This is a genomic window from Pseudomonas sp. BF-R-01, assembly GCF_019946615.1.
Taxonomy (GTDB): domain Bacteria; phylum Pseudomonadota; class Gammaproteobacteria; order Pseudomonadales; family Pseudomonadaceae; genus Aquipseudomonas; species Aquipseudomonas migulae.
In genome coordinates this window covers 1-12,626 of record NZ_JAGYFX010000033.1, presented here as the reverse complement: position 1 = coordinate 12,626, position 12,626 = coordinate 1, and the positions used below count along the sequence as shown (strand labels likewise).

The following is a 12,626-nucleotide window of genomic DNA, read 5'->3' as shown; positions in this document are numbered from 1 at the left end:
AATCGGTGCGATTATCGCCCGTCACTTCCCGAGGCCTGGATTGAAGTTATGAACAAGCCTGCCCTGCCTTCGATACCGGTGTTCAAGCTCTACGGTGAAAGCCTGGACTGGCCGACCCCGGACTTGCTGCACTGTGAAACCATTTCCAAACGCAGCCGCGAACACCAGTGGGAAATCAAACCCCATCGCCACGCCGATTTATGCCAATTACTCTTCGTGTTCAAAGGTCAGGCAGAGCTTGAAATCGAAGGCAAACGTACGCAATTGGGCGAACCGGCGATCCTGGTTCTGCCGCCGTTATCGGTGCACGGTTATCGTTTTTCCGAGGATGTCGAAGGCTTTGTCGTGACCCTCGCCGCGCCGCTGGTCGCCCATCTTCAGGCGCAACTGGGCAACTCGGTGAATGCTCTGGCCCAGGCCGAAAGTTATCCGGCCGGCAACGACAGCGAGTACCTCAACAGTCTGTTTTCTGCGCTGCAAACCGAATACACCGGTCATCAACCGGCCCGGGAAATGCTCATGCATTCGCTGGTCAGCGTGATCATGGTGTGGGTCAGCCGGCAGGCGTTGCAGCGTCGCTCGGCCAGTCAGCGTCCGCAACGTGCGCGGGAATACCTCAACGGGTTTATCCAACTGGTGGAAGAGACGTATCGCCAGCACGTCAAGGTCGAAGACCTGGCGCATCGGCTGGGGATTTCGGTGTCGCACCTCAACGGCACGTGCCGTGAATTGGCGGGACAACCGGCGTTGCAGATCATGCACGAGCGGCAATTGCTGGAGGCCAAGCGTTTGCTGACCTACACCAGCATGACCATTTATGAAATGTCCGATGTGTTGGGGTTTTCCGATCCGACCAACTTCACGCGCCTGTTCCGGCGTCGTGTGGGGATCTCACCCAAGGCGTTTCGCGACCGCTTGAAGGCCGATCAGGACAACGAGGCCTGATCCCCTTCATCACCGGAGGGCGTTGAGGGTCGCGTTGTGGGGAATGCAGCGCTCGAAGTTGCAGCTCGCGTACTCACGGGGCAGGTTTCGCAATTGCTCAACGCGCCACGCCGCGGTGCCGTACAGCGCCAGCGTCACCGCGCAGGTGATGAAAATGGCGAGGTATCTTCTTGTTTTCGTGTTCATGGCGTTGACCTCTGAACGAATACCCTTCGGTACTAAGTTCAGCATAGGTCAGCGGCAGTGAGTTGCCAGTCATGCATTCCCCCCTGTAGGAGCCAGCTTGCTGGCGATGAACGTAAAGGCACCGCGTTCATCCGGTAAGCCCGCGTTATCGTTAACGACCATCGCCGGCAAGCCGGCTCCTACAGGGGGGCGTATCTACAATCCTGCATCCCACTCTGGTTCTTCCGGAAACCGCAGCACCAGAAAATCCAGCACGCTGCGCAATGCCGCCGGCATGTGCTTGCGTGAGGCATACACCGCGTAGATGTTCATCTGGCGCGGTTCGGCCTGGGGCAGCAGGCGGATCAGTTCGCCGCTGTGGATATGCACACCCGCCTGATAGCTCGGCAGCATCGCCACCCCGGCGCCAGCGATTGTTGCGCGCAGCAGGGTGCTCGCTTCGTTGGCGCTGATGTTGCCCTGCACCGGCACCGAGACCGGTTCTCCGTCCTGCTCGAAATGCCACAGGCTTTTGCCGAAGTAGGAGTGGGTCAGGCAGTTGTGCTGGCTCAGGTCTTCCACCCGAATTGGCGTCGGGTGCTCCTGCAGGTAAGCGGGGGCGGCGCAGATCACCGAGCGGCAGACCGTCAGCCGCCGCGCAATGAGGTTCGGGTCCAGGTCATTGCTGGTCCGAATCGCCAGATCGATGCGCTCATCCACCAGGTTCACCGTGCGGTCGAGCATCTGCAGGTCGATGCTGACGCCGGGGTAACGTTTGACGTAGGCGGCCATCGCATCCGCCAATTGCGCCTGGCCGAACGAGGTGCTGACGCTGATCCGCAGAAGGCCGCGCGGCGCATCGTCCGGCTCGCTGACGGCGGCCTGCATGTCCGTGGACAGGTCGAGCATCTGCCGACAGCGCGGCAGGATTTCACTGCCGGCGGCGGTCAGGCTCAATTTACGCGTGGTGCGATGCATCAGGCGCGCGCCGACCCAGTCTTCCAGTTCCGCCAGATACCGCGAAACCACCGGCCGCGACAGGTCCAGGTGGTCGGCGGCGGCCGACTGGCTGCCGAGGTCGACCACCGTGACGAATACGCGCATTGCTTGTAGACGATCCATGATTTGCCCGCTTTCAGAAACAAACTATGTCTAAGCATCGCATTTTTTGTAATGAATAAGGCAACTAAGCTCTGTCCATATTCTGTAGGAGCCGGCTTGCTGCGGGCGGTGTTGATAACGCGTAGTTCCTGGATAAACGCGGCGTCTTCAAATCCATCGCCAGCAAGCCGGCTCCTACACAAAGGGCGTCTATCAAACAACGGAGCAACAGATGATCGGTTTCAACCTCAAGCGTATTTTGCTGGCCACGGCCACCCTCGGTTTCGCGGCCCACGCGGCGGCATCGACGCTGACGCTGGATGTTTACAACCCCGGCGAGAAAGCGATCTTCCCGGTGACGTCGGTGCTGGTCAGCGGCGAGAAAGACGCGATTCTGGTGGACGCGCAATTCGGCAAATCCCAGGCCGAGCAAGTGGTGGAAAAAATCCGCGCCAGCGGCAAGCAACTGACCACCATCTACATCAGCCACGGTGACCCGGATTACTACTTCGGCCTCGACACCCTGACCGCCGCGTTCCCCAACGCCAAGGTGCTCGCCTCGCAACCGACCGTGGACCACATCAAGCAAACCGTCGACGGCAAACTGGCGTTCTGGGGGCCGAAAATGGGGGCCGACGTGCCGGCCAAAACCATCGTGCCGGACGTACTCAAGGGTGACAGCCTGATGCTCGAAGGGCAGAAGTTGCAGGTGGTGGGTCTTGAGGGCAAACAACCGGATCGCACCTTTGTGTGGATCCCGTCGATCAAGGCAGTGGTCGGTGGCGTGGTCGTCGCAGAAAACATTCACGTGTGGATGGCCGATACCCAAACCGCGCAGTCCCACGCTGACTGGCTATCTACGCTGCACTCCATCGAAACCCTGAAACCGCACACCCTCGTGCCGGGTCACTACCTCGGCAAAAGTGCCCGCTCCCTGGCTGCCGTGCAGTTCACCGCGGATTACATCAAAGCCTTTGACGAAGAAACCGCCAAGGCCAAAGACGCCGCCGCGCTGATCGCCGCGATGAAAAAACGCTACCCGAAACTGGGCGAAGAAAGCTCGCTGGAGCTGAGCGCCAAAGTCGCCAAGGGCGAGATGAAGTGGTAACCCGATTCACCCACTCACACTGATCCACACTGGAGAACGTCATGAGCAACATCGCAATCATCGGTGCCACCGGCCGTGCCGGCAGCCAACTGTTGGAAGAAGCCCTGCGTCGTGGTCATAGCGTTACGGCCATCGCGCGCGATACGTCGAAAATCGGCCAGCGTGCCGGGGTGGTCAGCAAGAATGTCGACGTGCTGGATGGCGACGCCTTGCAAGCCGCTGTGACGGGGCATGATGTGGTCATCAGCGCGGCACATTTCGCCACGATTCCCGCCGCTGCCGTTGTGGCGCCGGTGAAGAAGGCCGGGGTGAAACGTCTGCTGGTGGTGGGCGGTGCCGGTTCGCTGTTGCTGCCGGACGGCACCCGCGTCATCGACAGCGAAGGCTTCCCGGCGGAATACAAGGCAGAGGCCAGCGCCGGTGCGTTGTTTCTCGAAAACCTGCGCAAGGAACAGGAACTGGACTGGACCTTCCTGTCGCCCTCGGCGGAGTTTGTCGAAGGTGAGCGTACGGGCACGTTCCGGGTTGGCAAGGATGATTTGCTGGTGAGCGGGGCGGGGCGCAGCTGGATTACGTTTGCTGATTATGCGATTGCGATGTTGGATGAAGTGGACGTGCCGAAGCACTCCCGTCAGCGGTTTACTGTCGGGTATTGATGGCGCGGCTTAAACCTTCGCCGGCAAGCCGGCTCCTACAGGGATTTGCCCTTGTAGGAGCCGGCTTGCCGGCGATGCTTTTGGGCCTTCACCGACTCTGCGCCTGCTCCACCAACCACCCCATCAATTCGCGCAACTTCGGCGAAGGTGCAGGTTTCTCCGGGAATACCAGGTAATACGCCAACCCGGTTTTTACCTTCAATTCAAACGGCATGACCAGCCGCCCGGCACTCAGGTCATCGCCAATCAACGACCAATCGCCAATCGCCACACCTGTCCCCTGAGACGCCATCGACATCGCCAGGTCCAGGGTTTCGAAATGCTGACCCTTGCTGACATTGCTCAGTTGAAGATCCGCCGCTTTCAGCCAGGCATTCCAGTCGCGCTCATCCCGCGTCGGGTGCAGCAGCAAGTGCTGTTGCAGATCCGCCGGTGACTGCAAGGCCTGCGGCCCTTCCAGCATCGGTCGTGAACACACCGGCGTCAGTTGCTCGTCAAATAGCAGATAAGACGTCAGCGCGTTGTCCGGCGGCGCGCCATACATCACCGCCGCGTCGAATTGCTCGCGATGAAAATCCACACCGTGCTTGACCGTGGTGGTCAGCTCCACCGGCACATCCGGACGCTCCCGCTGCCACTGCAACAGGCGCGGCAACAACCAGCGCATCACACAGGTCGGCGCCTTGAGTTGCAGGGTTTCGCGCTTCTCGCCGATCTGCTCCACCGCCTCGTCGATCAAGCCGAAAATCTGCTGCACCCGTGGCAGCCACTCCCGTCCTTCCGCCGTCAAATCCAGGCCGCGGGCCTGGCGAATGAACAGCTCATAACCCAAATGTTCTTCCAGCCCGGCGATCTGTCGACTCACCGCGCCCTGGGTGATGAACAGCTGTTCGGCGGCACGGGTGAAGTTGCAGCACTGCGCGGTAATCAGAAAAGTGTGCAGCGCCGGCAGGGGAGGCAATCGTTTCATTGGGATCCAAGGTATGACGTGAGGACATGGCTAGTATGACTTTTTATCCATTGTTGCGGCTACGTGTCGCCCGTTCCAATGAGGCCATCCCTGGACCTGCCCGCTCATCATAAACACTGCGCAGGCCCGGCGTCTCAAACGAACAAAAAGGGCAAAAGACATGGCGACGTGCGGCGAAGTATTGGTCAAGTTACTCGAAGATTACGGGGTTGAGCAGGTGTTCGGCATCCCCGGGGTTCACACCGTGGAGCTGTATCGCGGGCTGGCCCGTTCGAGCATCAACCACGTCACTCCGCGTCACGAACAGGGCGCTGGTTTCATGGCCGACGGTTATGCACGCACCAGCGGCAAACCGGGTGTGTGCTTCATCATCACCGGCCCGGGCATGACCAACATCACCACCGCCATGGGCCAGGCCTACGCCGATTCGATCCCGATGCTGGTGATCTCCAGCGTGCAGACCCGCAGCCAGTTGGGCGGTGGTCGCGGCAAGCTCCACGAGCTGCCGAACCAGAGCGCATTGGTCGGCGGCGTGGCGGCGTTCTCCCACACCCTGATGTCGGCGTCCGAACTGCCGGGCGTGTTGGCCCGCGCTTTCGCGCTGTTCCAGGCCGGTCGTCCGCGTCCTGTTCACATCGAAATCCCACTGGACGTTCTGGTTGAAGAAGCCGACGACCTGCTCAGCAGCCTGCCGGTCAACATCGACCGCGCCGGTGCTTCGCCAAGCGCGATCAGCCGCATGACCGAACTGCTCGCCGGCGCCAAGCGCCCACTGATTCTCGCTGGTGGCGGTGCCATCGATGCCGCTGCGGAATTGACTGAACTGGCTGAATTGTTGGACGCGCCAGTCGCGCTGACCATCAACGCCAAAGGCATGCTTGAATCCGGCCATCCGCTGTTGATCGGTTCGACCCAGAGCCTGGTCGCGACTCGCGCCCTGGTTGCCGAGGCCGATGTGGTGCTGGCCATCGGCACCGAGCTGGCCGAGACCGACTACGACGTCACTTTCGCCGGTGGTTTCGAAATTCCCGGCAAGCTGCTGCGCGTTGATATCGACCCGGATCAGACCGTGCGCAACTACCCGCCGCACATCGCACTGGTGGCCGATTCGCGCAACGCTGCCCAAGCCTTGCTGAGCGCGTTGTCCCACAAATCGCTGGCCGAGCGCCGCAACGATTGGGGCCAGGTCCGCGCCGCACGTCTGCGCGAAGACCTCGCCGCCACTTGGGACGCGCCGACTCTGGCCCAGACCCGTTTCCTCGAAACCGTCCTGCACGAATTGCCGAACGCGGTGTTCGTCGGTGACTCGACCCAACCGGTGTACACCGGCAACCTGACCTTCAACCCGGAGCGCCCGCGCCGCTGGTTCAACTCGTCCACCGGCTACGGCACCCTCGGTTACGCCTTGCCGGCAGCGATTGGCGCCTGGCTCGGCGGTAGCGTTGAAAACGGCGCACGTCCTCCAGTGGTGTGCCTGATCGGCGACGGCGGCCTGCAATTCACCCTGCCGGAACTGGCCAGCGCCGTTGAAGCGCGTACTCCGGTGATCGTCCTGCTGTGGAACAACCAGGGCTACGAAGAGATCAAGAAATACATGGTCAACCGCGCCATCGAGCCGGTCGGCGTAGACATCTACACCCCGGACTTCATCGGTGTCGCCAAGGCATTGGGCTGTGCGGCCGAAGCGGTCGACGGTGTCGAGCAACTGCGCGGTGCATTGCGCTGCGCGGCTGATCGCCAGGGCCCGACCCTGATTGAAATCGATCAGACTGTGTGGATGAAGGCGGTGTCGAAATGACTTTCCCCACCACGCTTGACGGTCTGTTCATTGACGGAAAATGGTCGGCGGGCAGCGAACACCTGCGCGTGATCAACCCGGCCACCGAAGCGTTGCTGACCACCGTGAATGGCGGCGATGCACACGCCGTTGATCAAGCCGCGAACGCAGCGACCGAAGCCTTCAAGGCCTGGTCGCAAACCACCGGTGCCGAGCGCGGTGCCATCCTGCGCAAAATCGCTGCGGGCGTGCAGGCCGGTCGCGACAAGTTGATGCACTTGCAGTCGAGCAACAACGGCAAACCGTTGTTCGAAGCGGCCATCGACGTCGATGACGTGATCGCTACGTTCGAGTACTACGCAGGCCTGGCCGAAGGCCTCGACGCCAAACAGGACAGCAACGTCGAGCTGCCCACCGACGACTTCAGCGCCCGTGTGCGCCGTGAGCCGTGTGGTGTGGTCGGCCTGATCGTGCCGTGGAATTTCCCGATGGTCACCACCGCCTGGAAACTCGCCCCGGCCCTGGCCGCCGGTTGCTGTGTGGTGCTCAAGCCTTCCGAAGTGACGCCGCTGCCGGAGCTGGAACTGGCGGCGATCATCGCCGAGGCCGGTTTGCCGAAGGGCGTGTTCAACGTGGTCTGCGGCACCGGTCTGGCGGTCGGCGCGCCGATGTCGGCGGACCCGCGCATCGCCAAGATTTCCTTCACCGGCAGCAATGCGGTCGGCGTGCAGGTGATGCAGCGCGCGGCAGAAACCGTGAAGGGCGTGAGCCTGGAACTGGGCGGCAAATCCTCGCTGCTGGTGCTGGCCGATGCCGACATTGAACTGGCCGTGGAAGTGGCCTGTGGCGGTGGTTTCTTCAACGCCGGGCAGATGTGTTCCGCCACCAGCCGCGTGCTGGTCGCCGATGAGCTGGCCGACGAATTCCTCCTGCGCCTGAAGGCGCGTACTGAAGCCATCCGCGTGGCCGACCCGTTCGACCCGAACGTGGAAATGGGCGCACTGGTCAATCAGGCGCAATACCAACGCGTGCTCGGCCATATCGACCGCGGTTTGAGTGCTGGCGCCAAGCTGATCTGCGGCGGCAATCGCCCCGCAGACTTGCCGCGCGGTTATTTTTTGCAGCCGACGATTTTCACCGAAGTGCCCCTCGACAGTGCGCTGTGGTGTGAAGAGATTTTCGGCCCGGTGATCTGCGTGCGCAGTTTCGCCACCGAAGCCGAGGCGATTGCCCTGGCCAACGACAGCCAGTTCGGCTTGGTGGCCAGCGTGGTGACGCGCAACGCCGAGGCGGCGGATCGGGTTGCCAACGCCTTGCAGGCGGGGCTTGTGTGGATCAACGCGCCGCAAGTGATCTTCCCGCAGACCGCCTGGGGCGGCTACAAGCAGAGCAGCATCGGCCGCGAATTGGGGCCATGGGGCTTGCAGGCTTTCCAGGAAATCAAACACGTGATTCGCGCCGTCTGACGCGTATCTCTGTAGGAGCGAGACCGGCTTGCCGGCGATGGACGTCAACGATAACGCGGGGAGTCAGAAAACCCGCGTCGTTCATGCACTTTTCGCGAGCAGGCTCGCTCCTACATGAGGCATGCGCTGGCGTCATGGCTTCAATGAATTTTTATCGATAGTCAGGTGTTTTACACGACCTCAGGATGAACTCACTGGTTCAGCCAAGCCCCCGAAAATACGGGGGATAACACTGATCCGGCCGCGCGGATGCAACAGTTTCGACCTGCCTTATACCTACAAAAACAAAGGGAGTCCGTAATGGGCGAGCATGATCTGAACAGACGTCAATTCATCAAAACCGTAGGCGTGGCCTCGGTTGCCGCGGCAGCCATGAGCTTGCCCTTCGTCAAGGCCAATGCCAGCGACACGCGCTTCCAGGGCAAGACCCTGCGCCTGCTGACCTGGTCCGATGACACAGGCCTGGCTGCACTGCGCAACATCGCCGCAACGTTCGAAGACAAGTACGGCTGCAAGGTCATCGCTGACCGCACCGGCAGTACTTCGGAAATGGTCGCCAAACTCAAGGCCGGCGGTGATCGTCCGCAATACGACATCATCACCCTGGCGGGCGTTGGCGCCGAAGGTCTGGCCGCCGCCAACCTGCTGGAAAAACCCGACCTCAATCGCATCCCCAACCTGGTGGATGTCCCGGAGAAATACCGCACCGGCGCCAATGGCCACGGGATCGGTTACCTGCTCTGGTGCAACAGCCTGGTCTACAGCACCCGTACCATCAAGGAAGCACCGGACAGTTACGCCGCCCTGTGGGACGCCGAGCTGTCGCCGAACATCTTCCTGCCGCCGCCTAACTGGACCGAAGCGATGGACCTGATCATCATCGCCGCCAAACTGGCCGGTGGTGACGAACACAACATCGAACCCGGCTTCAAGAAACTCGCCGAGCTGAAGGATCGTGTGGTGACCCTGGGTGAAAACCCGAACCAGATCGCCGAGCTGTTCCGCACCGGTTCCCTGGACATGGGCGGCTTGTACGCACCGGCCTTCTTCCCGAAACAGATCCGCGATCCGGCCTACGGCCTGGGCGCCACGTTCGGCATGAAAGAAGGTTTCTACACCGACCTGATGCTGTCGGTGATGCCGAAAAACCGTCCGGGCGATACCGACCTGACCTACGCGTTCATCAACCACTCTCTGGACCCGCTGGTGCAGGGCAAGATGGCTGAGGACATTTACAACGGCCCGGTCAACGCCAAGGCGATCATCTCCGCCGAAGCGCGCAAGAGCCCGTACATCCTCACGCCTGAGCAGATTGCCGAGAAGGCGATCATGCACGACAACGCCTTCCTGGCCTCCGTGCATGACCAATGGATTCGTCGCTACACGGAAATCTTTTCTTCCTGATCTGAATCGCAGGGAGGTTCTTCGAACCTCATCGCTGGCAAGCCAGCTCCTACAAATGCAGCGCTAAGCCCTGTAGGAGCCGGCTTGCCGGCGATCGAGTGCGCAGCACTCGCCAGGATCTTCCATTGACGAGACCCTTGCTATGGAACACCAACCTCTGACTCATCCGGTCGATGCAGCTCCTGTGCGCGCCAATCGGGGTGTTTCGCCGACGACCCGCGCCTGGTTTTTTCTGACGCCGTCGATGCTGTTTCTCGGCGTGCTGATTGCCGCCAGCCTGCTGGTGCTGCGCATGAGCGTCGGCACCAAAGGCGCGGAATGGACCGGGTTCAGCCTGGCCAGCTACGCCCAATTGCTGGAACCGTATTACCTCAAATCCTTGCTGCTGACCTTGCGCCTGGCGCTGATCAGCGCAGTGATCGCCGTGGTGCTGGCGATCCCGGTGGCCTACACCATGTCGCGCCTGACGTCGCCGTTTGTGCGCAGGATCTTCCTCGCTGCGGTGCTGCTGCCATTGCTGGTCAACCTGCTGCTGCAAAGCTACGGCTGGCTGGTGATTCTCGGCCCGGGCGGCATGCTCAATCAGGCACTGATGGGCCTGGGCCTGATCAAGCGCCCGATCATGTTGCTGTACAACCAGAACGGCGTACTGATGGGCCTGGTGCAAACCGCGTTCCCGTTGGCCGTGCTGCCGATCGCCAGCGCCATGCGCGGCGTCGCCCGCACTTACGAAGAGGCCGCCGCCACGCTGGGCGCCAGTCGCTTTCAGGTGTTCCTCCAGGTGGTTCTGCCGATGAGTTTTCCGGGGATCATCACCGGCGCGACACTGGTTTTCGCTTACAACGCCAGCAGCTTCGTGGTGCCGTTGCTGCTGGGTGGCCGACGCGTGCCGATGCTGGCGGTGATGGTCCATGACCAGATCGCCCCGCTGATGAACTGGCCCGCCGCGTCCGCCGCCGGTGTGGTGCTGATTGTCACCACGCTTGCGATCATGACTTTGTCCGAATACATCACTGGCCGTCGTCGGCGCATGCTGGAGGCTTCGCAATGAGCTCTGTGATCAAGAAGCGTTATTCGCTGCTGCCAGGCGAAACCGGCAAGTTTGCCGGCATCCTCTCGGGGTTCATTTTGCTGCTGGCGGTGTTGCCGATCCTGACCATGATCGTCATGTCGTTCAGCGGTTCGTCGAACCTCGACTTCCCGCCGAGCAGCTACAGCCTGCAATGGTACAAGGCTGCCTGGCACACCTTCGTGTCGCCGGACGCGAGTGATGTGCTGAGCCTCGGCAAAGCCATGACCACCAGCCTGATGGTGTCGTGCCTGACCATGGTCTTCGCCACGATCATCGCGGTGCCGGCGGCTTATGCGCTGACCCGTTGCGAGTTCCGCGGCAAGGCGGTGGCGCTGCAACTGATGTCGCTGCCGCTGGTGTTTCCGATGGTGGTATTGGGCCTGGCATTGCTGCTGGTGTTCGACAGCCTGCCGTTCCAGATGACCACCTCGCGGCTGGTGATCGCTCACGTGATCCTGGCGCTGCCGTTCGTGGTGAAAAACTGCACGGCGGCAATGCTCTCCATCGGCAGCGAAGTTGAAGAGGCCGCACAAATGCTCGGTGCTTCGCCAACGCGGGCGATCATCGATGTGGTGGTGCCGCTGATGAAATCGGGGATTCTGGCGGGGATGCTGCTGGCGTTCATCGTCTCGTTCAACGAATTCACCGTGACCTATTTCCTTTACACCATCGACGTGATGACCGTGCCGATCTGGATGTACAGCCGCACCGTGTCCTCGCTCGACCCTACCGTATTTTCGTTTGCCGTGCTGATCGTGCTGATCGACTTCGTCCTGATCTGGGCGTTGGAGAAGCTGGTCGGTGAAGGTGGCGTTTCGTTCTGATTCTTGAGGTGATTCATATGTCTGGTCTGATTCTGGAAAACGTCGAGAAACATTACGGCTCGGCCTGCGCGGTAAAGGATGTGAACCTGCATTTGCCGGAAGGCAAGCTGGTGTGTTTCCTCGGCCCTTCGGGCTGCGGTAAAACCACCTTGCTGCGGATGATCGCCGGCCTCGAAACCCTGACCGGCGGCGAGATTCGCCTGGACGGTGAAGACATCGGTCAAACCCCGGCGCATCTGCGTAATTTCGGCATGGTGTTTCAATCGTTGGCGCTGTTTCCGCACATGACCGTTGGGGAAAACATCGCCTATCCGCTGAAACTGCGCGGGGTCAGCAAGGCTGATCAGCACAAGCGCGTAGTGGAATTGCTGGAACTGATCCAGTTGCAGGAAATGATTGACCGCCCGGTGGCGAAACTGTCTGGCGGTCAACGTCAGCGTGTGGCGATTGCCCGGGCGATTGCCAACCACCCGAAAATCCTCCTGCTGGACGAACCGCTGTCGGCGCTGGACGCCAAGCTGCGCGAGTCGATGCAGGTGGAAATCCGTCAGCTGCAACAACGCCTGAACATCACCACCATCATGGTCACCCACGACCAGCGTGAGGCGATGACCATGGCCGATATCGTCGTGGTACTGGGTGAGCATCGCGTGCAGCAAGTGGGCACGCCGATCGAGATCTATCGTCATCCGGCCAACGAGTTTGTCGCGGACTTCATCGGTTCGGGCAACATCTTCCCGGCGACCGCGCTGGGTAACGGCCAGGTCAGCCTGCCGGGGGGCGATGCGCTGCAAGTGCCGATCTGCACGAGCATTGCGGCGGGAGAGAGGGTCAAGATGCTGATCCGCCCTGAGGACCTGCAACTGTCGCATCCGCAGGCGACGGCGGGGAATCGCTTGTTGGGCACCGTGACGTTCGTGCGTGATATCGGCGCGACGATCGAGACGACCGTGGAGTGTTCCGGGGTGTCGTTTACCGCGTTGAGCACGCCGTGCCAGGGGTTCGGGTTGAGCATTGGCAACCCGGTGTCGGTGACGTTGCCGGCAGAAGCTTGCCGAGTACTCGGCGCGTAAAAAGCGCACCCCCTGTAGGAGCGAGGCTTGCCCGCGAAGAAGGCAGCGCGGTACTTCTGGAAAAC

12 protein-coding genes are annotated in these 12,626 nt (G+C 61.2%); 9 read left to right on the top strand and 3 right to left on the bottom strand.

Annotated elements, in window-relative coordinates; genetic code table 11:
• Positions 1-48 precede the first annotated feature (48 nt).
• Positions 49-945, top strand: coding sequence for a helix-turn-helix domain-containing protein (locus KGB27_RS14500; RefSeq protein ID WP_008042009.1), 897 nt, complete (start codon positions 49-51; stop codon positions 943-945).
• Positions 946-954: 9 nt separating this feature from the next.
• On the opposite strand, the gene KGB27_RS14495 is transcribed toward KGB27_RS14500, so the two are convergent.
• Positions 955-1,131, bottom strand: a complete 177-nt coding sequence (locus tag KGB27_RS14495) for a hypothetical protein (RefSeq protein ID WP_008034333.1) — start codon at positions 1,129-1,131, stop codon at positions 955-957.
• Positions 1,132-1,326: 195 nt separating this feature from the next.
• Positions 1,327-2,232 (bottom strand): LysR family transcriptional regulator, encoded by a 906-nt coding sequence (locus KGB27_RS14490; protein WP_223555065.1) that lies wholly within the window; start codon positions 2,230-2,232, stop codon positions 1,327-1,329.
• 211 nt (positions 2,233-2,443) lie between these two features.
• Here KGB27_RS14490 and KGB27_RS14485 point away from each other — a divergent pair, with 211 nt between their 5' ends.
• Together KGB27_RS14485 and KGB27_RS14480 are read left to right on the top strand one after the other, a co-directional pair.
• Entirely contained in the window at positions 2,444-3,319 is an 876-nt protein-coding gene (locus KGB27_RS14485; protein WP_223555063.1) for an MBL fold metallo-hydrolase, read from the top strand.
• Positions 3,320-3,360: 41 nt separating this feature from the next.
• Positions 3,361-3,975 (top strand): NAD(P)-dependent oxidoreductase, encoded by a 615-nt coding sequence (locus tag KGB27_RS14480; protein WP_223555061.1) that lies wholly within the window; start codon positions 3,361-3,363, stop codon positions 3,973-3,975.
• 88 nt (positions 3,976-4,063) lie between these two features.
• Here KGB27_RS14480 and KGB27_RS14475 read toward each other — a convergent pair whose 3' ends face one another.
• Positions 4,064-4,945 carry a LysR substrate-binding domain-containing protein gene (locus KGB27_RS14475; RefSeq protein WP_008034326.1) on the bottom strand — a complete coding sequence of 294 codons (882 nt, stop codon included), beginning with the start codon at positions 4,943-4,945 and terminating at the stop codon, positions 4,064-4,066.
• 160 nt (positions 4,946-5,105) lie between these two features.
• Here KGB27_RS14475 and KGB27_RS14470 point away from each other — a divergent pair, with 160 nt between their 5' ends.
• From KGB27_RS14470 to KGB27_RS14445, 6 genes are all read left to right on the top strand, one after another.
• Positions 5,106-6,743 (top strand): 5-guanidino-2-oxopentanoate decarboxylase, encoded by a 1,638-nt coding sequence (locus KGB27_RS14470; protein ID WP_223555059.1) that lies wholly within the window; start codon positions 5,106-5,108, stop codon positions 6,741-6,743.
• Complete coding sequence (locus KGB27_RS14465) at positions 6,740-8,188, top strand: aldehyde dehydrogenase family protein (RefSeq protein WP_223481223.1); 1,449 nt, start codon at positions 6,740-6,742, stop codon at positions 8,186-8,188. Before KGB27_RS14470 ends, KGB27_RS14465 begins: the two co-directional genes overlap by 4 nt.
• A 300-nt stretch (positions 8,189-8,488) precedes the next feature.
• Positions 8,489-9,592, top strand: coding sequence for an extracellular solute-binding protein (locus KGB27_RS14460; protein ID WP_008034320.1), 1,104 nt, complete (start codon positions 8,489-8,491; stop codon positions 9,590-9,592).
• Between the two features lie 142 nt (positions 9,593-9,734).
• The gene (locus KGB27_RS14455) at positions 9,735-10,643 is read left to right on the top strand and encodes an ABC transporter permease (protein WP_223555057.1); all 909 of its coding nucleotides are present in this window, start codon (positions 9,735-9,737) and stop codon (positions 10,641-10,643) included.
• Complete coding sequence (locus tag KGB27_RS14450; RefSeq protein WP_223415988.1) at positions 10,640-11,488, top strand: ABC transporter permease; 849 nt, start codon at positions 10,640-10,642, stop codon at positions 11,486-11,488. The genes KGB27_RS14455 and KGB27_RS14450 overlap by 4 nt, the downstream gene beginning before the upstream one ends.
• A 17-nt stretch (positions 11,489-11,505) precedes the next feature.
• Positions 11,506-12,561, top strand: a complete 1,056-nt coding sequence (locus KGB27_RS14445; protein WP_192228606.1) for an ABC transporter ATP-binding protein — start codon at positions 11,506-11,508, stop codon at positions 12,559-12,561.
• The last annotated feature ends 65 nt before the right edge of the window (positions 12,562-12,626 follow it).

Bases quoted from the DNA above. Each gene is read 5' to 3' on its own strand.
- KGB27_RS14500 (WP_008042009.1), top strand. From the start codon at position 49: ATGAACAAGCCTGCCCTGCCTTCGATACCGGTGTTCAAGCTCTACGGT.
- KGB27_RS14495 (WP_008034333.1), bottom strand. From the start codon at position 1,131: ATGAACACGAAAACAAGAAGATACCTCGCCATTTTCATCACCTGCGCG.
- KGB27_RS14490 (WP_223555065.1), bottom strand. From the start codon at position 2,232: ATGGATCGTCTACAAGCAATGCGCGTATTCGTCACGGTGGTCGACCTC.
- KGB27_RS14485 (WP_223555063.1), top strand. From the start codon at position 2,444: ATGATCGGTTTCAACCTCAAGCGTATTTTGCTGGCCACGGCCACCCTC.
- KGB27_RS14480 (WP_223555061.1), top strand. From the start codon at position 3,361: ATGAGCAACATCGCAATCATCGGTGCCACCGGCCGTGCCGGCAGCCAA.
- KGB27_RS14475 (WP_008034326.1), bottom strand. From the start codon at position 4,945: ATGAAACGATTGCCTCCCCTGCCGGCGCTGCACACTTTTCTGATTACC.
- KGB27_RS14470 (WP_223555059.1), top strand. From the start codon at position 5,106: ATGGCGACGTGCGGCGAAGTATTGGTCAAGTTACTCGAAGATTACGGG.
- KGB27_RS14465 (WP_223481223.1), top strand. From the start codon at position 6,740: ATGACTTTCCCCACCACGCTTGACGGTCTGTTCATTGACGGAAAATGG.
- KGB27_RS14460 (WP_008034320.1), top strand. From the start codon at position 8,489: ATGGGCGAGCATGATCTGAACAGACGTCAATTCATCAAAACCGTAGGC.
- KGB27_RS14455 (WP_223555057.1), top strand. From the start codon at position 9,735: ATGGAACACCAACCTCTGACTCATCCGGTCGATGCAGCTCCTGTGCGC.
- KGB27_RS14450 (WP_223415988.1), top strand. From the start codon at position 10,640: ATGAGCTCTGTGATCAAGAAGCGTTATTCGCTGCTGCCAGGCGAAACC.
- KGB27_RS14445 (WP_192228606.1), top strand. From the start codon at position 11,506: ATGTCTGGTCTGATTCTGGAAAACGTCGAGAAACATTACGGCTCGGCC.